The following is a 21,730-nucleotide window of genomic DNA, read 5'->3' on the forward strand; positions in this document are numbered from 1 at the left end:
CATCCGGAGACGGACATTCTGCTTTCTCGCCGGTAAAATTACGCCTGCCCGACTCGTGTATGGCCATAACGGCTTTTCGCCAACAGCATCAGCGAGGTCAATACCGCCGGGATCGCCAGGCTGGTAAAGACCTCGGTGATATGCCAGCCCATAGAGAGCATCTGCGCACCGGCAAACGCGCTGAGTATGGCGCCCATTCGCCCTACGCCATGCATCCAGCTGGAACCTGTGGCCCTGGCATGCGTGGGATAATAGCTGGCGGAAAGCGCGTTCATGCCGGTATTGGCTCCGTTCAGACAGAAGCCGCTACAGAAGGCAATCAGGCTGAGGATCAGCGTTTCTGCCGGCGCATAGCCAATGGCGACGGTCGCGATAGCGCCGGTGAAATAGATCGCCGCCAGCGCCAGGTTAGCGTTAAAACGATCCATTACCCAACCGGCAAAGAGCGAACCTACCGTTCCGCCGGCCTGATACATCGCCGTGACCAACGCCGCCTCGGTAACGGTCATCCCCATATCTTTTACCAGCGACGGTAACCAGCTTCCGATCAGATAGACCAGAAACAGCCCCATAAAATAGCTGCCCCACAGCAGCGTACTGCCGAGCAGATAAGGTCGGGTTAACACCAGTTTTACTGCGCCCTGACGCTGGGCTTTTTCATCCATTGCAAATTCACAGTCGTGACGAACCTGACCAGGCGCCATTTTCTCAACGATCTGGCGAATCTGTTGGGGAGGCGCCTGGCGGGCAAGCAGGAAACGCACGGATTCAGGTAGCCATTTCAGCAGCATCGGCACAATCAGCATCGGCAACAGGCCGCCCAGCACCAGCACGGCGTGCCAGCCAAAGTTAGGGATTAACCAGGAAGCCGCAAAGCCTCCACCTGCCGCGCCAAAGGTGAAGCCGCAGAACACCACGGTAATAATGAAAGCGCGTTTGCGTTCGGGAGAGTATTCCGCCACCAGCGTGCCAACATTGGGCATTGCCGCTCCCAGTCCAAGCCCGGTCAGGAAGCGGAACAGCATCATTTGATCGAGATTTTGTGAGAAGGCGGTGGCCAGCGTCCATAAACCAAAGAAAAACACGCTGCTAATAATGATCACCCGGCGACCAAAGCGGTCTGCCAACGGCCCTGCAAACATCGCCCCCAGCGCCAAACCGATCAGCGCAGCGCTGATGACCACGCCCAACTGAGTGGTGCTTACGCCCCATGACGTTTTTAACGCCGGCGCAATAAAGCCCATTAACGCAATGTCCATTCCATCCATTGCTACCACTGCAAAACAGAGGGCAATAATTCTTTGCTGATAGCGGCTGATGCTGCCTTCGTTGATCAAGGCACGCACATCTGTCGCAGCGATACTCTCCACGTTAGCGCTCCATAGCCAGGGTTGCACAGATAAGCTGGCTGTCGGTTCCTGAAAAAAGTGTCGGCTATCATAACGGATCGTCGGGCGCTCTGGCTGCAAAATTATGTGCTTTTCTGCTGCGATTTGGCATAAAAAAGCGAGCATCCTCAAGGACATTGGGGGCATCTATCGCTTTAACTGATGATTTAGCCAGTCAGCTAAGGGTGGAGGTTATGGAAAAGCGGGCTAATGTTAATTAAGTTTTGCAATATGGTTAACATTTATCTTTACAGAGGCTTGCCTGCTACCCGCCTCGCTGACTACTCTGGGATATGGAAAAAAATTATCTGTTTAACCAGCGCATTCGCCTGCGCCATCTGCATACTTTTGTCGCCGTCGCTCAGCAAGGAACGCTGGGGCGTGCCGCAGAAGTCCTTTCTCTCAGTCAGCCAGCGCTTTCTAAAACGCTTAACGAACTGGAAGAGCTGGTGGGAGCAAGGCTGCTTGAACGCGGTCGTTTAGGCGCTCAGCTTACCGTTATGGGCGAGCAGTTTCTCATTCATGCCGTCCGTATTCTGGATGCGCTCAACCATGCCGGACAATCTTTCAGCCCTGCAAAACCGCAGCAGCCTGATGTATTGCGCGTTGGCGTTTTAACCACCGTCGCGCTGGGCATGCTGCCGTCAATCCTTGAACGTTTTCATTTGCAGCAGCCACAGACTGTCGTGCAGGTAGCGACATTGCATAACAATGTCTTGCTGGCTGGCCTGAAGGCAGGCGAGTTTGATGTTGGCATTGGCCGTATGGCCGATCTGGATATGATGGCGGGCCTGACTTATGAACTGCTTTTCCTTGAGTCGTTAAGGCTGGTGGTAGGCCCGGATCATCCGCTCCTGCGTGACAACGTCACGCTCTCACGAGCCATGAGCTGGCCGGTGGTGATCTCACCGGAAGGCACCGCGCCCAGACGGCTGGCGGAAGCGATGCTGGAGGCACAGGGTTGCCAGCTCCCCGGCACGCTGGTTGAAACCTCAGCCACGTCTCTCGCGCGCCAGCTGGCGCTCCGTTATAACTATGTCTGGTTTGTTCCTTCCGGCGCGGTTAAAGAAGATTTGATGCACCGTTCTCTCACCGCCCTGCCGATTGCCTCACACGGGCCTGGCGAACCGGTCGGTATTATCACCCGCTCCGGCGCGCCGCTCAGCCTCAGTGCCGAAGTGTTGATGGCTGTTACCCGTAAAACCTCTGCGGACTGCGCTTAGCGACTGCGCTTGGCATGGCGCTCGCGATTTTCCAGACGCGCCTGCTCGCTTTTTTTCAGGCCAACATAGCAGGCTCCGCTGCCGCCATGATGACGCTGTGCACTGCAAAAGGCTTGCACCTGCTCAAACTGTGGCAGCCAGCGTGCCAGATAGCTGCGCACAATATTGGCATGAGCGTCATCCTCTCGCCCTTTACCATGAATAATCAGTAAGTTACGAAAGTTACCTCGTTGTGCCTGGAGCATGAAACTGTAAAGGGACTGTCGGCAGGTTTCGACCGGCTGACGCAGAAGATTAAGACTGGCATCAAGCGGATATTTCCCCTGCCGCAGCTTATCCAGCACGCCCTGTTGGATCCCCTCCGCTTTGTACTCCAGTGGCAAGCTAAGGGGAATAACATTCAGAAAGCCGCTGGTCAGCGGATTGTCCAGCTGCGCATCATCTTCAAATGCGCGGGGAGATTTTGGTGAGGGGGATTTCAACCAGTGGATATTTGCGCAATCCTTCAGCGGCGTGACGTCTTCCATCGCGTCTTTGAACAGATCTTCATCTTTAAGGCTCATCATACGGGTCCCCCGGTGGCAACAGATAAATGATGATGTGGTGACACAACCCACCGCGGTAGTTTAGCAAAAATTCAGCCCGGAACGCGCGTTGAATACGGCAGATCGTTCGGACAGCGTAAACCGCTGGTTCCGGCAAAAAAGTTGCGATGAAACACTGGTTATGTAACCAATAATCGACAAGCAGAAGGAAAGTTTGTTTTTAGATGGATTTTTAAACGGAATGTCACTAAACATGACATCCCTGGCTTTTCCAGGGATAAATCACGCGTGATGAGTTCACTTTAGTGACTAAAAAGTGTTAAAATTGACCTCAATCAATAATCACTCGAGCCACTACTATGATCCCGGAAAAGCGTGTCATCAACAGACGTATACAGTCTGGCGGTTGTGCGATTCACTGTCAGGATTGCAGCATCAGCCAGCTCTGTATTCCCTTCACGCTGAACGAGCACGAACTCGATCAGTTGGATAATATTATCGAGCGCAAAAAGCCAATCCAGAAAGGCCAAACGCTGTTTAAAGCGGGCGATGAACTCAAGTCGCTGTATGCGATTCGTTCCGGGAGCATAAAGAGCTACACCATTACCGAACAGGGTGATGAGCAGATTACCGGCTTCCATCTTGCCGGTGACCTGGTGGGATTTGATGCTATCAGCGTGGGTCAGCATCCGAGCTTCTCTCAGGCGCTGGAAACCGCGATGGTTTGCGAAATTCCATTCGAAACGCTGGACGACCTCTCCGGAAAAATGCCCAGCCTGCGTCAGCAAATGATGCGTCTGATGAGCGGCGAAATTAAAGGCGATCAGGAGATGATTCTGCTGCTGTCCAAGAAGAATGCGGAAGAGCGTCTGGCGGCCTTTATTTACGGCCTGTCCCGTCGGTTTGGCGAGCGCGGCTTTTCTCAGCGTGAGTTTCGTCTGACCATGACACGCGGCGATATCGGCAACTATCTTGGACTGACAGTTGAAACAATCAGCCGACTGCTGGGCCGATTCCAGAAAAGCGGCATGCTGGCCGTAAAAGGTAAATACATCACCATTGAAAATCACGATGAGCTGTCGATGCTGGCAGGCCAGAGCCGCGCCATCGCCTGATTTTTACTGCCGGGTCGCTCAGATCCGGCACTCCCTTCTCCCTGTTTTCCTCTCCCTCTTCGTTATGTCCTTCTTCAACAGATAAATAAAAATGAACGCTTTCAGTGAGCTTCGAGGTAAGAATGCGAGCCTTATCGCACTCGCCGTCTGAGAGAAGCTTTAATTGTTATAATATTGATCTGACAGTGACTTTTTGTTTCTCCTCCCGCTATGATTGGGCTATCTTTTAATCTGACACGCATAGCGTATGGAGAACCCGTTATGGCTAAGTATCAAAACATTCTCGTGGCGATCGACCCGCAGCAGGACGACCAGCCTGCGCTTCGCCGCGCTGTTTATCTTAACCAGCGTCTCGGTGGCCGCATCACGGCTTTTTTGCCTATCTATGACTTTTCCTACGAGATGACCACGCTGCTTTCCCCTGACGAACGGACTACCATGCGCAAAGGCGTTGTCAGCCAGCGTACTGAATGGATCCGCGAGCAGGCTAAGGCCTATCTTGAGGCAGGCGTAAACATTGAAGTGAAGGTCATCTGGCACAACCGGCCTTTCGAAGCGATTATTCAGGAAGTGCTGGATGGCGGCTACGATCTGTTGCTGAAAATGGCCCATCAGCATGACCGGCTTCAGGCCGTGGTATTTACACCAACCGACTGGCATCTGTTGCGTAAATGCCCTTGCCCGGTCTGGATGGTAAAAGACCAGCCCTGGCCTGAAGGCGGCAAAGCCGTCGTGGCGGTAAACCTGGCGAGTGACGAGCCTCATCACGATCCTCTGAATACCAGGCTGGTGAAGGAGACGCTGGAACTGGCGGAACTGGTCAATCATACAGAGGTTCACCTGGTGGGAGCCTACCCCGTTACCCCCATCAATATTGCGATTGAACTGCCAGACTTTGATCCGAGCGTGTACAACGACGCGATTCGCGGGCAGCACCTGCTGGCAATGAAAGCGTTAAGGCAAAAATTCAGTATTGATGAAAAATACACCCACGTTGATAAAGGACTGCCGGAAGAGGTGATCCCAAGCCTCGCCAGTCATCTTGATGCCGGCGTGGTGGTGTTGGGAACGATTGGACGTACCGGCCTCTCTGCCGCCTTTTTGGGGAACACGGCCGAGCAGGTTATTGACCATCTGCGTTGCGATCTGCTGGCAATCAAGCCTGAAGGTTTTACTTCCCCGGTCGAACTGGACGACGACGAGGACGATTGACGGAAGAAGAAGAAAGGCCGGGGAAAGCCCGGCCTTTAAGGACGTTATAACGCTTTCAGAATAGCGTCGACGGTGGCTTTTGCATCGCCGAACAGCATCTGGGTATTCTCTTTGAAGAACAGCGGGTTTTGCACACCGGCATAGCCGGTATTCATTGAACGCTTAAAGACCACCACGTTTTGCGCCTTCCACACTTCCAGAACCGGCATGCCCGCAATCGGACTACGCGGATCTTCCTGCGCGGCCGGGTTAACGGTGTCGTTAGCGCCAATCACCAGCACGGTATCGGTATCGCTGAAGTCATCGTTGATTTCGTCCATTTCCAGCACGATATCATAAGGCACGCGAGCTTCCGCCAGCAGCACGTTCATATGGCCTGGCAGACGTCCCGCAACCGGGTGAATACCGAAGCGCACTTTAATGCCCATTTTGCGCAGTTTCTCGGTGATTTCGGCAACCGGATATTGCGCCTGTGCCACCGCCATGCCGTAGCCTGGGGTGATAATCACTGATGACGAGTTTTTCAACAGTTCCGCCGTGCCCTGAACATCAATTTCGCGATGCTCACCCACTTCTTCACCCTCACCCGTTGAGCTGCTGTCGGTGCCAAAACCACCGGCAATTACGCTAACAAACGAGCGGTTCATCGCTTTACACATAATGTAAGAGAGGATCGCACCGCTTGAGCCAACCAGGGCACCTGTAACAATCAGCAGGTCGTTGCTGAGCATAAAGCCCGCGGCCGCGGCTGCCCATCCTGAATAGGAGTTCAGCATTGAAACCACCACCGGCATATCCGCACCGCCAATCGACGCCACCAGATGCCAGCCAAAAGCCAGCGCAATCAGCGTCATCAGGAACAGCGCAAAGCCCTGCACGCCGGTACTCTCAGTGCGCACAAAGATAATCAGCAGGCAGAGTGAAACCACCAGCGCCAGCAGGTTAAGCTTGTGACGATGCGGCAACGCCAGGGGGCGAGATGAAAGCTTCCCACACAGCTTTCCATAAGCTACCAGCGAACCGGTAAAGGTAACGGCACCGATAAAGATCCCCACAAAGACTTCGGTCAGGTGGATGTTTTCCAGTACCACATCCAGCCCCGGCTCGTGGTCAAGGTAGCTGTTAAAGCCAACCAGTACCGCAGCAAGGCCAACGAAGCTATGCAAAATCGCCACCAGCTCCGGCATTTCCGTCATTTCGACTTTTTTCGCCAGACGGACGCCGATAGCGCCACCGATCACCATAGCCAGCAGAACCCAGCCAACGCTGCTGCTGTACGGGCCAAGAATGGTTGCCAGCAGCGCGATAGCCATCCCGGCAATACCAAACAGGTTCCCCTGCTTAGAGGTTTCATGCTTCGACAGCCCCGCAAGGCTGCATATAAATAAAATTGCGGCAACAATGTATGCTGCAGTCACTAATCCGCCAGACATTGATTACCCCTTAGTTTTTACGAAACATTTTCAGCATGCGCTGAGTGACGGTGAAACCACCGAAAATATTGATGCTGGCAATCAGCACGGCGATAAACGACAGGAAGCTTACCCAGCCGCCATGGCCAATTTGCAGTACGGCACCGACAACAATGATGCCGGAGATCGCATTCGTTACCGACATCAGCGGCGTGTGCAGCGCATGGCTGACGTTCCAGACCACGTAGTAACCCACCACACAAGAGAGTGCGAAGACGGTGAAGTGTGACAGGAAAGCAGGCGGTGCTACGTTGGCGAACCAGCCAAACAGGATGATAGCCAGGGCGAAAAGCGCATATTTGCGGAAAGGTGAAGCGGGTTTCTCTTCGACCTTATCTGCCGCTTTCGCCGCAGCTGGCGCGGCTTTTGGCGCGGCGGAGACCTGAATGGGTGGCGCAGGCCAGGTAATTTCGCCATCACGGACAACCGTTACGCCGCGAATCACCACATCTTCAAAATCGACGCTGATTTCACCGTTTTTCTCTTTGCACAGCAGCTTCAGCAGGTTGACCAGATTGGTGCCATACAGCTGAGATGACTGGGTCGGCAAACGGCTTGGCAGATCGGTATAGCCAATGATCTTCACGCCGTTGTCAGTGGTCACGATCTTGTCAGCCACCGTCAGCTCACAGTTCCCGCCGGTTTGAGCGGCCAGATCGACAACCACGCTGCCCGGTTTCATTGAAGCCACCATGTCAGCGGTGATCAGTTTCGGTGCGGGTCGGCCAGGGATCAACGCGGTGGTGACAATAATGTCCACCTCTTCCGCCTGAGCTGCAAACAGCGCCATTTCAGCTTTAATAAAGGCTTCGGACATCACTTTGGCATAGCCGTCGCCGCTGCCCGCTTCCTCTTCAAAATCGAGTTCAAGGAACTCGGCGCCCATACTCTGCACCTGTTCTTTAACTTCCGGACGGGTATCAAAGGCACGAACGATGGCGCCCAGGCTGCCGGCGGCACCAATGGCGGCCAGACCGGCTACGCCTGCGCCAATCACCATAACTTTTGCCGGAGGTACTTTGCCCGCTGCGGTAATCTGCCCGGTAAAGAAGCGGCCAAACTCATGCGCGGCCTCAACGATGGCGCGATAACCCGCGATGTTAGCCATGGAGCTGAGCGCGTCGAGCGACTGCGCGCGTGAAATACGCGGCACCGCATCCATCGACATCACGGTCACTTTGCGCGCTGCGAGCTTCTCCAGCAGTTCAGGATTCTGAGCGGGCCAGATAAAGCTCACCAACGTGCTGCCTTCACGAGCCAGCGCAATCTCTTCGTCCGTCGGCGCGTTAACTTTCATCACAATATCAGACTGCCAGACCTCAGCGCTGTCAGTCAGCGTCGCGCCAGCAGCGACATAGGCCGCATCGTCAAAGCTGGCTGCTTTGCCAGCGCCTTTTTCAATGGCCACGCTGAAGCCCAAAGCCCGCAGTTGCTCAACCGTTTTCGGCGTTGCTGCAACTCGCGCTTCGTTGGGCAACCGCTCTTTGGTTATTCCAATCAGCATATTATTCCCTTACATCAGAAGTGATAGAGATGAGTGCACACTGCCCCGAACGGATAGCCGGGGCACAGTCTGTTTCAAACTGTTTATAAACTACTGAAATTATGTCCTTCAATCCAGACGCACCTGGCCCGAATAACGGTTTTAACGGTAAAAAACTGGATACAGATGGCAAATCTACAATTTTCAGTCTTAATTTAGATGACAAACCGGCAGAATCTGCTAGCTGACACGCAGCTTAACGTTTCTGGTGCCGGTTAAAAACCGTAGATTTAACAAAGAATTAACGATATTAGTAATATTAATTACCGCTTTAAGTGTTAAGCAACGAACATGTGCTTTAATTTAACAATTTTTTAATACTCTCACGAGCGAGACTGGCTGCTGGCTGGCTGGACCGCGCAAAATGCCTGAGACAGAACGCATTATTACATGCAATAATCGGCAGCTAATCTGTTACACATCAAGAGTCCAGCACGTTTTCGTACTCATTTTTTGCGTAAGGCGAAGGATTATTTTTATGAAGCTGAAGAACACCATTCTGGCATCAGCCCTGTTGTCACTCACATCATTAACCGCGCATGCGGCACAGGAACTGACCCCGGAAAAAGCGGCATCGCTGAAACCGTTCGATCGCATTGCCGTGTCAGGCCGCTTTAATGCGCTTAACGATGCCAGCGATGCTGTGTCAAAACGTGCAGATGAACTGGGCGCCACCTCCTACTACATTCAGGGCATTAACGACACCAACGGCAACGGCGGAAACTGGCGCGTGGTTGCCGACCTTTACCGTGGCGATGCGCCTAAAGCGGTTAAAAGCACCGATCGCATCATTAACGGTGTACGTGAACTGACCAAGGCTGAAGCTTACAAGCTGGAACCTTTCGACACGGTGTCAATTAGCGGCTTTTATCACAGCCAGCCTGACGTTAACGATGCCATTACCAAACAGGCAAAAGAGAAAGGCGCGGCCTCTTTCTTTATTATTCGTCAGATTGATGCCAACAGCGGCGGCAATCAGTACATCACGGCCTATGTTTATAAAGCCGATGCGAAAGAACGTAAGGTGCAGTCACCTGACCTGATCCCGGCAGATTCACAGGCAGGAAAAGCCGCTGTCGCTGCTGGCGGTGCCGCAGCAAAAACCGTACAGATCCCTGGCGTCGCCTCCTCCGAAACGCCTAGCAACAAAGTCGGCCGTTTCTTCGAAACCCAGTCGTCTACGGGTGAACGTTACACCGTCAGAACGCCAGCGGGTAAAAGCGTGCAGGAAGTGAATGCTATCACCGCCGCGCAAATGCAGCCTTTTGACAGCGTCACCTTTACCGGCCACTTTGGTACACCAACCGAGATCTCGGAAGCGGTTGGCCGTGCGGCGATCGATAAAGGCGCGAAGTATTATCACATCACGCGTCAGTGGTCGAATCAGAGCGGTGGTAACCTTACCGTTTCTGCGGATCTCTTTAAGTAATGTGTTGCGGGAGCGACCACGTCGCTCCCTTTATTGCATAGCTTCCCGCCTTATTTTGCATATTCACTCACTTTTCGCCCGATCGCGCATTGCATCTCACCAGCCCACTCCGTAAAATCGCCGCCGGTTTCAGGAGATTCCTTCACATTTATGCGCAGCTCAGCCCATGAAATGCGATCTAATTCTCCTGCTATGGTTTTTTATTCTGTTTTTGGGATGCATTTTTGGACAAAAAATTAGGTCTTACCGCGCTGACGGCGCTGGTACTGAGTTCGATGCTGGGCGCAGGCGTATTCAGCCTGCCACAGAATATGGCGGCGGTGGCCAGCCCGGCAGCGCTGCTGATCGGCTGGGTAATCACCGGTGTCGGCATTATTATGCTGTCGCTGGCGCTGCTGCTGCTGACCCGTTTCAAACCGGAACTGGACGGCGGTATTTTTACCTATGCCCGCGCCGGATTTGGCGAGCTGGTTGGATTTTGTTCCGCCTGGGGATACTGGCTATGCGCGGTGATCGCCAATGTTTCCTATCTGGTTATTGTTTTTTCGGCGCTGAGCTTTTTTACCGATTCACCCGGCCACGTGGTGTTTGGTGACGGTAACACCTGGCAATCCGCACTGGGAGCCTCTGTGCTGCTCTGGATGGTTCACTGGCTGGTGCTGCGCGGTGTGCAAACGGCAGCCAGCATCAATCTTGTTGCCACGCTCGGCAAGCTCGTTCCACTGGGCCTGTTTATCATTCTGGCGATTGTAGCCTTTAATTTCGACCGCTTCCGCTTTGATTTTACCGGCGTTGAGCTGGGCGTGCCTGTCTGGGAACAGGTGAAAAACACCATGTTGATTACGCTGTGGGTCTTTATTGGCGTAGAAGGTGCAGTGGTAGTTTCAGCCCGTGCGCGTAACAAAAAAGATGTTGGCCGGGCGACGTTGCTGGCCGTCGTTGCCGCGCTGATCGTTTACCTGCTGGTCACGCTGCTGTCACTGGGGATCGTTCCGCGCGCCGAGCTTGCCACGATGCGTAATCCTTCCATGGCGGGCTTGCTGACCAGACTAATGGGTTCCTGGGGTGACGTGGTGATTGCGGCAGGGCTGATTGTCTCTGTCAGTGGCGCTTATCTTAGCTGGACGATTATGGCTGCTGAAGTGCCGCTCCTGGCGGCACAACAGGGCGCTTTCCCCCGCTCGCTGGCAAAACAGAATGCACAGGGTGCCCCTTCCGGCTCACTGTGGCTGACCAATATTAGCGTGCAGGCTTGCCTGATTCTGATTTGGCTGACCGGCTCCGATTACAACACGCTGCTTGGCATTGCTTCCGAAATGGTGCTGGTGCCTTACCTGCTGGTTGGCGCTTATCTGTTTAAGGTGGCCCGCTCGCTGAAAAAGACCGGCGCAGTGGCTATCGCTTGTGGTGCCAGCGCTTACGGCCTGTGGCTGCTTTATGCATCCGGCCCGCTGCACCTGCTGCTTTCGGTCGTGCTGTATGCGCCTGGAATTGCGCTGTTCCTGTGGGCGCGTCGCGACGGCAGAGGAAACGCCCCGCTTTGCGCTATGGAGAAAATGGCGATGGTGCTGCTGGTAATCGGCGCAGCGCCTGCACTGTGGATGCTGGTGCGCTAAGAAACTGCTGCATATTGCCGGTTTATAATCGGCAATATGCACAGACTAGTGGGAAAATGCTGGCATATTGATCGTCAGGCGATCGTCGTGCTGCTCAAGATTGAGCGGCTTTACATATTCCTGGCGAATGGTTTCAAGCTGCTGTTCGGAAAGCGGGTAAGGCAATAAAATATCGAACTGTTCAATATGCTGTTGTTCAGCCAGCGTTATCAATCGCGCGATATTTATTTCGTCACTAACCTGGGTGGAAATAATTTGCAGAGCCAGTGCTTTCAGCCGTTCTGAAGGTGCACCAGGCAAATCCGGTGAATTTTTAGTCACCATGCCGAAGATCGGCATCACGCCATAAATTGCATCGACAAAGCTCCAGCGTTTTTTGCAGGAAGCTGAGAGAAAATCAATGTAATTCAGGCAGATATGGTCACTGTGCACCGCTGTAGCCAGCTCTTTATCAGACACCCTTTTCTCCCCTTTCTCCATTAATCGTTTCCGCTAATCGTCAGGAAACAACCCTGCGAACATAATGGCATATTTTACGCTATTTATACTATACATCGAGAGTTATTTAACATGAACTCGTAGTAGTTAGCCTGAACATTGGGTAATCTTACTTTTCATTTTCAGATAAGCCGCATTATGAACAAAATTGTATTTGTTGAAGATGACCAGGATGTGGGTGAATTGATCGCCGCCTATCTCAGTCGCCATGATATTGAGGTTATTGTTGAAAGCCGGGGCGATCGTGCCGAAGCGACAATAGCCGCTACCCTGCCAGATTTAGTTATGCTGGATATTATGCTGCCGGGAAAAGATGGCATGACGCTGTGTCGCGATTTGCGCGCCAGTTCCGCCTGGTCAGGTCCAATTGTCCTGCTAACGTCTTTGGACAGCGATATGAACCATATTCTTTCGCTGGAGATGGGTGCGAATGATTACATCCTGAAAACCACCCCACCTGCGGTATTGCTCGCGCGGCTGCGGTTGCATTTACGTCAGGCCGTTACGCAAACGCCGGACCAGCCTCCCTCCCTGACCAGCCAGAAAGCGCTGCGTTTTGGAACGTTGTTTATCGACCCGGTCAATCGTCAGATCACCCTTGCTGGCGAAGCGGTTGCCCTTTCCACGGCCGATTTTGATTTGCTGTGGGAGTTAGCGACCCATGCAGGATCGATTTTGAATCGCGATGCGCTGCTGAAAACGCTGCGTGGCGTCAGCTATGACGGTATGGATCGCAGCATTGACGTGGCGATTTCACGCTTACGCAAAAAGCTGATGGACAGCGCGACCGAGCCTTACCGTATTAAAACTATCCGTAATAAAGGGTATCTGTTTGCGCCACACGCCTGGGACGCTGAATAAATGAAGAAACTTTTCATTCAGTTTTATTTATTGCTGTTTGTCTGCTTCCTGGTGATGGCAATGCTGGTTGGGCTGGTTTATAAATTTACCGCCGAGCGGGCGGGACGCCAGTCGATGGACGACCTGATGAAAAGTTCGCTTTATTTAATGCGCAGCGAGCTGCGGGAAATCCCCCCGCGCGACTGGAATAAAACCATCGATAATCTGGAACTCAATTTATCTTTTAAGCTGCATATTGAGCCGATGAGTAATTACCAGCTTGATGCCTCTACGTTACGCCGCCTGCGCGCGGGCGAAATCGTGGCGATGGATGACGAATATACTTTTCTGCAACATATTCCGCGCAGTCACTACGTGCTGGTTGTCGGGCCTATCCCTTATTTATTCTTTTTGCATGAAATGCGCATTCTGGATATTGCGTTACTGGCGTTTATTGGCATTTCGCTGGCGTTTCCGGTCTTTATCTGGATGCGGCCGCACTGGAAAGATATGCTGCGGCTGGAATCCGCCGCACAGCGCTTTGGTCAGGGGCATCTTGACGAACGCATTCACTTTGATAACACCTCAAGCCTGCTTCGTTTAGGCGTGGCCTTTAACCAGATGGCCGACAATATCAACACGCTGGTCGCCAGCAAAAAACAGCTGATTGACGGCATTGCTCATGAATTAAGGACGCCGCTGGTTCGTCTGCGTTACCGACTGGAGATGAGTGATAATCTGGCCGCGAGCGAACGCGCTGCGTTAAACCGCGATATTGGCCAGCTGGAATCGCTGATTGAAGAATTGCTGACCTATGCACGCCTGGATCGTCCCCGCGTGGATCTGAATGTACAGTCGTTAGATCTTGCCGCCTGGCTAAGCGAAAAGCTGGAAGATATTCGTCTGGTGCATCCTGAATTTGCCATCGACCTTGATATGCCGCAGCGGGAGAATTCAGGCATGGCTGATACCCGGCTGATGGAACGCGTGCTGGACAATCTGGTCAATAATGCGCTGCGTTATGCCGAACAGCGACTGCGGGTAGGCCTGTGGTTTGACGGCAACACGGCCTGTTTACAGGTGGAAGATGATGGCCCCGGCATTCCGCCAGAGGAACGTGAGCGCGTGTTTGAGCCTTTTGTCAGACTCGATCCGAGCCGCGATCGCGCGACCGGCGGCTGTGGTTTGGGACTGGCGATTGTTCATTCCATCGCTGCCGCATTTGGCGGCTATGTGCAAATTGACGCCAGCCCGTTAGGCGGCGCCAGCGTTCGCTTTTGCTGGCCGGTTAATTTATTATCTTCCTCTTCTCACCGCGCTGTCTGACAGCGCCCGACAATCAAGGATCGCTATGTCATCTGCCTACGCTAATCTGACGAAGACCTTTACCCGACTCTCCCGCTTCAGTCACCTGTCGGCCATCACCGGCTGGGATATGATGACCATGATGCCACCTGGCGGCAGCAGCGCCCGCGGCGCCGCGCTGGCTGAACTGAGCGTGTTGCAGCATGAAATTCTGACGGACAAGAAGGTGGAACAGTGGTTGAAGGAAGCGTCCGACGCCTCGCTAAATGACGTTGAGCGCGCTAACCTGGCTGAAATGCACCGCGCCTGGCAGCAGGCCGCTCTGCTGCCCGCTTCGCTGGTCGAAGCCAAATCCGTTGCCGGTACGCGTTGCGAACATGCCTGGCGCCAGCAGCGTCCGGCTAACGACTGGCAGGGTTTTGCCACCAATCTGAAAGAGGTGGTCAGGCTTAGTCGCGAAGAAGCGGAAATTCGTGCTCAGGCGAACGGCTGCTCCCGCTACGACGCGCTGCTGGATATTTTTGAACCCGGCATGACCAGCGCCCGCCTGGATAAGACTTTCGGCGATATTAAAGAGTGGCTGCCTTCCCTGCTGAGCCGCATTGTTGAAAAACAGGCACGGCAGCAAGTTGAAGTGCCCGTCGGGCCGTTCGCCGTTGAATCGCAAAAACAGCTCGGCCACGCGCTGATGAAGCTGCTGAACTTTGATTTTAACGCAGGCCGCCTGGACGTCAGCGCACACCCTTTCTGTGGCGGTGTTCCTGAGGATGTCCGCATTACCACGCGCTACAATGAAAACGAGTTTATCAGCGCGATGATGGGGGTGATCCATGAAACTGGCCACGCTAATTACGAGCAGAATTTGCCGAAGCAGTGGGCTGGTCAACCCGTCGCTCTGGCTCGCTCAACGGCGATTCATGAATCGCAAAGCCTGTTCTTTGAAAAACAGCTGGGACGCAGCGCCGAATTCCTCAGCCTGATCCTGCCGCAGGTCAAACAGCTGATGGGCGATCGGCCGGGGCTGGAAGAAGGTAATTTTATTGCGCTTAACCAGCGTGTTAAACCGGGTCTGATCCGCGTCGACGCAGATGAAGTCAGCTATCCTGCGCATATTATTCTGCGCTATGAGATCGAACGAGCGCTGATCGAGGGTGATATTGAGGTCGATGACATTCCTGCACTGTGGCAGGAAAAGATGCAATCTCTGCTGGGTCTGGATACCACCGGCAACTATCGCGATGGCTGCATGCAGGATATCCACTGGACGGACGGCGCTTTTGGCTATTTTCCAACCTACACGCTGGGTGCGATGTACGCCGCGCAGCTGTTCCAGAGCGTGAAAAAAGCGTTGCCACAGGTGAATGACTACCTGCGTGAAGGCAATCTGCAACCGGTATTTGACTGGCTACAGCAAAATATCTGGCAGCATGGCAGCCGTTTCAGTACCCGTACGCTGATTGAAAATGCCAGCGGTGAAGATCTCAACCCGTTGTATTTTAAACAACATCTGGAAAATCGTTATCTGAACGGTCACTGATACAGCCCCCGCCCGGCCTTTAGCTGCCGGGCGTACTCTTCCCCTTCCTGCCCGCTTTGTACATTCGGTAACACAGCGATACCAATCACTCACGGAAGCGCTCATCGCAATCCCTTATATTCTCTTCACCGGCCCCGCAGTGGGCTGAACTTTGAAATAAAATAAACGAGGGTTTTGCAATGAAAAAATTATTTGCTCTGGTTGTAGCCGCTGCTATGGGTATGTCTTCAGTTGCTTTCGCTGCTGAAACCACTGCTGCTCCAGCTACCGCTCCAACGGCTTCTACAACGACTGCAGCGCCAGCTCATGCTACTAAGCACGTTAAAAAGCATAAAAAAGCTGCCGCACAGAAAGCTCAGGCCGCTAAAAAACACAAGAAAGCCGCTAAGAAGCCAGTTGCTCAGAAAGCACAGGCTGCGAAAAAAGTGCATCACAAGAAAGCCGCTAAGCCAGTCGCTCAGAAAGCGCAGGCTGCGAAAAAAGTACACCACAAGAAAGCCGCTAAGCCGGTAGCTCAGAAAGCCCAGGCTGCGAAAAAAGTACACCACAAGAAAGCTGCTAAGCCAGTCGCTCAGAAAGCGCAGGCTGCGAAAAAAGTACACCACAAGAAAGCCGCTAAGCCAGTCGCTCAGAAAGCCCAGGCTGCGAAAAAAGTACACCACAAGAAAGCCGCTAAAAAAGCTTGAGACCGACGTTAAGCAGGATCGAATCCTGAAGGACTCTCACTACAACACCCGGTTTAACCGGGTGTTTTTTTCTGGAGTTGCGGATGATGGTGCGTCGCTATTTATTCGAAATTATCCTGGGTTTTATGATCCTTTGCGGCATCATTGCTGCCAGCTTCTACCTGTAGTTTCCTAGCTTGCTGATATTTCAAATTAAACTCCCTTTTTAATCACTATCCGTCTATAGTTATTGTCACCGTATGGTCGTGATAATTCCTAATAATTCTCCATGTTGAGAGAGATATGCGCCTGACAGCTGTTTTTTTAATGGGGTGTTTAGCCTTATCGTTTTATACCCATGCTGATGACGACGTTCAAAGCGAACAAGAGACGAAAACCCTGTTCTTCGGCAAAGATGACCGCAAGGCCGTGGCAGACACAACCGCCCAGCCCTGGGAAGCCATAGGTCAACTGGAAACCGCCAGCGGTAATCTGTGCACTGCCACCCTGATCTCTTCTCATCTGGCGTTAACCGCCGGACACTGCCTGCTCACGCCTCCCGGAAAAATCGACAAAGTCATTGCGCTACGCTTTATCGCTACTACGGCTGGTGACTGGCGTTATGAGATCCATAATATTGAAACCCGCGTCGATCCTGCCCTGGGGAAAAAGCTTAAAGCTGACGGCGACGGCTGGATAGTTCCTGCTTCTGCGGCACCCTACGATTATGGCCTGGTGATTTTGCATAACCCACCGTCCGGCATCACGCCGGTGCCTTTATTTGCTGGTAGCCGTGGCGATTTGACCGCTGCGTTAAAAGAGGAGCAGCGTCGGGTGACTCAGGCGGGTTATCCGCTGGATCATCTCGATACGCTCTACTCCCATTCCGATTGCCTGATTACCGGTTGGGCACAGAAAGGCGTGCTGTCTCACCAGTGCGATACGCTGCCCGGCGACAGCGGTTCTCCGCTGTTGTTGAAGGTGGATAATGCCTGGCAACTGATTGCCGTGCAAAGTTCGGCGCCTGCGCCAAAAGATCGCTACCTCGCCGACAATCGCGCCATTGCCGTAACGGCTTTCCGCGATAATCTGGAAGCGCTGGCGCAGGAGTAAACTGCGCGTCAGTTTCTGATGAGTACTTTAATAAAGAGAGGGGAGCGAATGCTCCCCTTTGACTTATTGCTCCGGATCTGGCGCGAGGAACACGGGACTGGAACAAAGACGTAAAAATAACGTCCCTTATTCCACGATCTCATCCATCGCCTGCTGAATACGCTTCTCCGAAACCGGATAAGGCGTACCGAGCTGCTGCGCGAAGTAGCTCACCCGCAACTCTTCAATCATCCAGCGAACGGCTTTGACATCCTCATCGTCCTTGCGTACCGCAGGCAGCTTATTGAACCAGCTGCTCCAGGCCTGCTGAATTTTTTCCACCTTCAGCATGCGGGCACGATCGCTGTGCGGATCGACCGGCAATTTTTCCAGCCGCCGCTCAATAGCGTGCAGATAACGCAAGGTATCCGAGAGGCGATTCCAGCCGTTTTGCGTGACAAAACCGCGATAAACCAGACCGCTCATCTGCGCCTTAATATCCGACAACGCCAGCGCCATGGTCATATCAACGCGTCCTTTCAACCGCTTATTGATATTGAAAACCGAGGTAAGAATTTGCTCCACTTTTTTAGCAATCTCAACCACGGTGTCATTCAACTCGGCGCGAACTTTATCGTGCAGCTTGTTGTAACTCTCTTCCTGCCAGGTCGGGCCACCATATTCCGCAATCAGTTTATCAATGCCGCAGGCAATACAGTCGTCGATCAGCTCCAGCACTTTGCCGTAAGGATTGAAATAAAGTCCCAGCTTGGCTTTGTTCGGCAGTTTTTCATGCAGGTATTTTACCGGCGAAGGAATATTCAGTAGCAACAGCCTGCGCTGGCCGCGCCACATTGCCTTTTGCTGCTCGTGCTGAGAGTCGAACAGGCGAATAGCCACGCTCTCTTTTTCATCCACCAGCGCAGGCCAGGCCTTCACGCTATAGTTACCGCGCTTTTGCTCAAAATGGTCTGGCAAATCGCCAAAGCTCCAGATGTGCAGCCCGCGCTGTTCCAGTCCATCGTCAGCTACCTGCGACAGCGTTTCCTGAACTTTACCTTTCAGCGCCTGCTTCAGTTGCGACAGATCGCGCCCTTCACTCAGCTTGCGGTTGTTTTCATCCACCACACGGAACGTCATTTTCAGATGATCGGGCACCTGATCCCACTGCCAGGCCTCGCGCTCTATCGTCACGCCGCTCATTCGACGGAACTCGCGCTCCAAAGCTTCCAGTAACGGCTGTTCAAGCGGCGTTACCCGGCCAAGAAACGCTTCGGCGTAGTTTGGCGCAGGCACAAAGTGACGGCGTAACGGCTTCGGCAGCGATTTAATCAGTGCAATAACCAGCTCGCGGCGCACGCCGGGGATCTGCCATTCAAAACCTTTCTCTTCGACCTGATTCAGCAGCGGCAGCGGAATATGCACCGTGACGCCATCGGCGTCGGTGCCTGGCTCAAACTGATAGCTCAGCTTTAACTTGAGATTTCCCTGCTGCCAGAAGTTCGGGTAATCCAGCTTGCTGACGTTGTCCGCGCCCTGCTTGATCAGCATCTCTTTAGCAAAGTTCAGCTGCTCCGGCTGTTCACGGCTGGCTTTTTTCCACCAGCTGTCAAAATGGCGAGCGGAAATCACATCATGCGGGATGCGCTGGTCGTAAAAACTGAACAGCGTTTCTTCATCAACCAGAATGTCGCGACGGCGTGATTTATGCTCCAGTTCTTCTACTTCTTCCCGCAATTTCAGGTTGGCGCGGAAGAAAGCGTGACGCGTTTGCCAGTCGCCTTCCACCAGCGCATGCCGGATGAAAAGTTCACGCGACAGCACGGGATCGATCTGACCGTAATTGACCTTACGTGCCGCAACAATCGGCAGGCCGTATAACGTGACTTTTTCACTGGCCATCACTGCGCCCTGAGCTTTTTCCCAGTGCGGCTCGCTGTAGCTGCGCTTGATCAGATGCTGGGCGACCGGCTCAATCCATTCGGGTTCAATGCGCGCGGCAATGCGTCCCCAAAGGCGGCTGGTTTCCACCAGCTCCGCTACCATCGTCCATTTCGGCGGTTTTTTAAACAGCCCTGAACCAGGAAAAATGGAGAAACGGGCATTACGCGCGCCGGTATATTCGTGTTTATCCGTGTCTTTCTGTCCAATATGGGAAAGTAAACCGGTCAGTAACGCAGTATGGACGCCACGGAAGTCCGCCGGTTCGCTGTTCAGCGGAATACCCTGCTCGCGAACAACCTGACGCAGCTGAGTATAAATATCCTGCCATTCACGCACGCGTAAATAGTTCAGATAATCGGTCTTGCAGAGGCGACGGAACTGGCTGGATGACAGCGCTTTCTGCTGCTCTTGCAGGTAGTCCCACAAATTAACGAACGACAGAAAATCGGAGTCTTTGTCGGCAAAACGTCGGTGTTTCTCGTCAGAAGCCTGCTGTTTTTCAACCGGACGCTCGCGCGGATCCTGAATAGAAAGCGCTGCGGTGATAATCATCACTTCACGCGTACAGGCATATTTCTGCGCTTCAAGCACCATTTTCGCCAGGCGAGGATCGACCGGCAGCTGAGCCAGCGTGCGGCCGGAAGGGGTGAGTTTATAGTGCTGATTATCCAGCGTAATCGCGCCCAGTTCCTCTAACAGCTTGACCCCATCCTGGATATTGCGTTTGTCAGGCGCCTCCACAAAAGGAAAGGCACCGATATCCCCGAGCCCCAGCGCGGTCATTTGCAGAATGACCGATGCCAGGTTGGTACGCAAAATTTCCGGATCGGTAAACGCCGGACGACTCAAAAAATCATCTTCCGAATAGAGACGGATACAGATCCCTTCCGAAACGCGTCCACAGCGGCCTTTACGCTGATTGGCCGACGCCTGAGAAACCGGCTCAATCGGCAACCGCTGTACCTTGGTGCGGAAGCTGTAACGACTGATGCGCGCCGTACCGGGATCGATAACATATTTAATACCGGGAACGGTCAGCGAGGTTTCTGCAACGTTGGTCGCCAGTACGATACGGCGGCCCGTGTGCGACTGGAATACCCGGTTCTGTTCGGCATTCGATAAGCGTGCATACAGCGGCAGGATTTCCGTATGCGGTAAATCGCGACGGTTCAGCGCATCGGCGGTATCACGGATCTCCCGCTCGCCGCTCATAAAGATCAGGATATCGCCACGGCTTTCCTGGCCCAGTTCATCTACCGCGTCAAAAATGGCCTGTAGCTGATCGCGCTCGGTATCGTCCGCATCTTCAACAACGGGACGATAGCGCACCTCAACCGGATAAGTCCGGCCTGATACTTCAATTACCGGCGCGTTATGGAAGTGACGCGAGAAACGCTGCGGATCGATGGTGGCTGAGGTAATAATAATTTTCAAATCAGGGCGACGCGGCAGCAGCTCGCGCAGATAGCCCAGCAGGAAGTCGATGTTCAGGCTGCGCTCGTGCGCCTCATCAATGATGATGGTGTCGTACTGCAACAGCAGCCGATCCTGCTGGATTTCCGCCAGCAAAATCCCGTCGGTCATTAACTTGACCTGAGTAGTTTCACTGACCTGATCGTTAAAACGTACCTTGTAACCAATGCAGCCGCCGAGCGATGTTTCCAGCTCGTCAGCAATGCGATCCGCAACGGTCCTGGCCGCAAGACGGCGCGGCTGGGTGTGGCCAATCAGGCCGGTGATGCCACGGCCCAGCTCCAGACAGATTTTAGGTAGCTGAGTGGTTTTACCTGAGCCGGTTTCACCCGCGACTATCACTACCTGGTGATCGCGTATCGCCTCGGCAATCTCCTGCTTTTTCTGGCTAACCGGCAGGTTTTCCGGATAACGGATAGCGGGCGTCGCCGCTTTACGCTGTGCAACGCGCTGCTCCGCTATGCTAATGTCCCCGCTAAGCTCTTCAGCAATCGCCTGCTGTGCGGCGGGATTTTTGACTTTTTTTGCCCCGAACAGGCGTTTTTGCAGACGCTGACGATCGCGCAGCATCAGCGCATCGAGGCGAGGTTGCAGCGCCGTCAGCGGCGATTGGGGTAGATCAGACATAAAGTATCAGGCTCGCTAATTGCCAGCAGGCTGGCCAATGAATGCAGATGAAAAAAATTTTGCGTAGTGTAGCACATGCCCAGGCCAGTCTGAGGCTAAAGCAAAATTGCTGGCAGGTGTTGATTCTGTGATAAGAAATTATGCAGTAGTGGGCTGACTGGATTGATGAAAAACACCGTGAAAAAGGATTGCCTGGTCGATTAGCC

Annotated in this window: 16 protein-coding genes; 10 read left to right on the plus strand and 6 right to left on the minus strand. The window is 53.4% G+C overall.

The window, feature by feature from the left end:
* Nucleotides 1-38: 38 nt before the first annotated feature.
* Nucleotides 39-1,370: an aromatic acid/H+ symport family MFS transporter gene (locus tag AAGQ96_RS11035; RefSeq protein ID WP_147198035.1), complete on the minus strand. Its 1,332-nt coding sequence runs from the start codon at nt 1,368-1,370 to the stop codon at nt 39-41.
* A 311-nt stretch (nt 1,371-1,681) separates the two neighbouring features.
* Here AAGQ96_RS11035 and AAGQ96_RS11040 point away from each other — a divergent pair, with 311 nt between their 5' ends.
* Nucleotides 1,682-2,611: a LysR substrate-binding domain-containing protein gene (locus AAGQ96_RS11040; protein ID WP_147198037.1), complete on the plus strand. Its 930-nt coding sequence runs from the start codon at nt 1,682-1,684 to the stop codon at nt 2,609-2,611.
* Here the strand turns inward: AAGQ96_RS11040 and smrA are convergent.
* Nucleotides 2,608-3,174 (minus strand): DNA endonuclease SmrA, encoded by a 567-nt coding sequence (smrA, locus tag AAGQ96_RS11045; protein ID WP_342755553.1) that lies wholly within the window; start codon nt 3,172-3,174, stop codon nt 2,608-2,610. The two genes, AAGQ96_RS11040 and smrA, sit on opposite strands and share 4 nt — an antisense overlap.
* 341 nt (nt 3,175-3,515) lie before the next feature.
* On the opposite strand from smrA, the gene AAGQ96_RS11050 reads away from it, so the two are divergent.
* Both AAGQ96_RS11050 and uspE read left to right on the plus strand, forming a co-directional pair.
* Nucleotides 3,516-4,271 (plus strand): FNR family transcription factor, encoded by a 756-nt coding sequence (locus AAGQ96_RS11050; protein ID WP_147198039.1) that lies wholly within the window; start codon nt 3,516-3,518, stop codon nt 4,269-4,271.
* A gap of 261 nt (nt 4,272-4,532) precedes the next feature.
* Complete coding sequence (uspE, locus tag AAGQ96_RS11055; RefSeq protein WP_342753564.1) at nt 4,533-5,483, plus strand: universal stress protein UspE; 951 nt, start codon at nt 4,533-4,535, stop codon at nt 5,481-5,483.
* A 44-nt stretch (nt 5,484-5,527) separates the two neighbouring features.
* Here the strand turns inward: uspE and pntB are convergent, their stop codons facing one another.
* Together pntB and pntA are read right to left on the minus strand one after the other, a co-directional pair.
* A complete protein-coding gene (gene pntB, locus AAGQ96_RS11060) occupies nt 5,528-6,916 on the minus strand; it encodes a Re/Si-specific NAD(P)(+) transhydrogenase subunit beta (protein WP_342753565.1) in 1,389 nt (462 codons plus the stop codon).
* 10 nt (nt 6,917-6,926) lie between these two features.
* Nucleotides 6,927-8,459: a Re/Si-specific NAD(P)(+) transhydrogenase subunit alpha gene (gene pntA / locus AAGQ96_RS11065; RefSeq protein ID WP_147198045.1), complete on the minus strand. Its 1,533-nt coding sequence runs from the start codon at nt 8,457-8,459 to the stop codon at nt 6,927-6,929.
* A gap of 517 nt (nt 8,460-8,976) precedes the next feature.
* Here pntA and ydgH point away from each other — a divergent pair.
* Together ydgH and AAGQ96_RS11075 are read left to right on the plus strand one after the other, a co-directional pair.
* Nucleotides 8,977-9,927 (plus strand): DUF1471 family protein YdgH, encoded by a 951-nt coding sequence (gene ydgH, locus AAGQ96_RS11070; RefSeq protein WP_342753567.1) that lies wholly within the window; start codon nt 8,977-8,979, stop codon nt 9,925-9,927.
* Between the two features lie 224 nt (nt 9,928-10,151).
* Complete coding sequence (locus AAGQ96_RS11075) at nt 10,152-11,543, plus strand: amino acid permease (protein ID WP_342753568.1); 1,392 nt, start codon at nt 10,152-10,154, stop codon at nt 11,541-11,543.
* Nucleotides 11,544-11,588: 45 nt separating this feature from the next.
* On the opposite strand, the gene AAGQ96_RS11080 is transcribed toward AAGQ96_RS11075, so the two are convergent.
* The gene (locus AAGQ96_RS11080) at nt 11,589-12,002 is read right to left on the minus strand and encodes a hypothetical protein (RefSeq protein WP_147198051.1); all 414 of its coding nucleotides are present in this window, start codon (nt 12,000-12,002) and stop codon (nt 11,589-11,591) included.
* A 177-nt stretch (nt 12,003-12,179) separates the two neighbouring features.
* Between AAGQ96_RS11080 and rstA the strand changes: the two genes are divergently transcribed.
* The 5 genes from rstA (at nt 12,180) to AAGQ96_RS11105 (ending at nt 17,501) form a co-directional block, all read left to right on the plus strand.
* On the plus strand, nt 12,180-12,902 hold the full coding sequence (gene rstA, locus AAGQ96_RS11085) for a two-component system response regulator RstA (protein ID WP_147198053.1): 723 nt from the start codon (nt 12,180-12,182) through the stop codon (nt 12,900-12,902).
* The gene (gene rstB / locus AAGQ96_RS11090; RefSeq protein ID WP_342753569.1) at nt 12,903-14,207 is read left to right on the plus strand and encodes a two-component system sensor histidine kinase RstB; all 1,305 of its coding nucleotides are present in this window, start codon (nt 12,903-12,905) and stop codon (nt 14,205-14,207) included. It begins immediately after the preceding gene.
* Between the two features lie 25 nt (nt 14,208-14,232).
* Nucleotides 14,233-15,723: a carboxypeptidase M32 gene (locus tag AAGQ96_RS11095; RefSeq protein ID WP_342753570.1), complete on the plus strand. Its 1,491-nt coding sequence runs from the start codon at nt 14,233-14,235 to the stop codon at nt 15,721-15,723.
* 179 nt (nt 15,724-15,902) lie between these two features.
* Nucleotides 15,903-16,409 (plus strand): acid resistance repetitive basic protein Asr, encoded by a 507-nt coding sequence (gene asr, locus AAGQ96_RS11100; protein WP_342753571.1) that lies wholly within the window; start codon nt 15,903-15,905, stop codon nt 16,407-16,409.
* 282 nt (nt 16,410-16,691) lie between these two features.
* Entirely contained in the window at nt 16,692-17,501 is an 810-nt protein-coding gene (locus AAGQ96_RS11105) for a serine protease (protein ID WP_342753572.1), read from the plus strand.
* A gap of 126 nt (nt 17,502-17,627) precedes the next feature.
* On the opposite strand, the gene hrpA is transcribed toward AAGQ96_RS11105, so the two are convergent.
* Nucleotides 17,628-21,524 (minus strand): ATP-dependent RNA helicase HrpA, encoded by a 3,897-nt coding sequence (gene hrpA, locus AAGQ96_RS11110; protein ID WP_342753573.1) that lies wholly within the window; start codon nt 21,522-21,524, stop codon nt 17,628-17,630.
* Nucleotides 21,525-21,730 lie beyond the last annotated feature (206 nt).

It is taken from the genome of Pantoea sp. MBD-2R, assembly GCF_039134845.1.
Classification (GTDB): Bacteria; Pseudomonadota; Gammaproteobacteria; order Enterobacterales; family Enterobacteriaceae; genus Erwinia.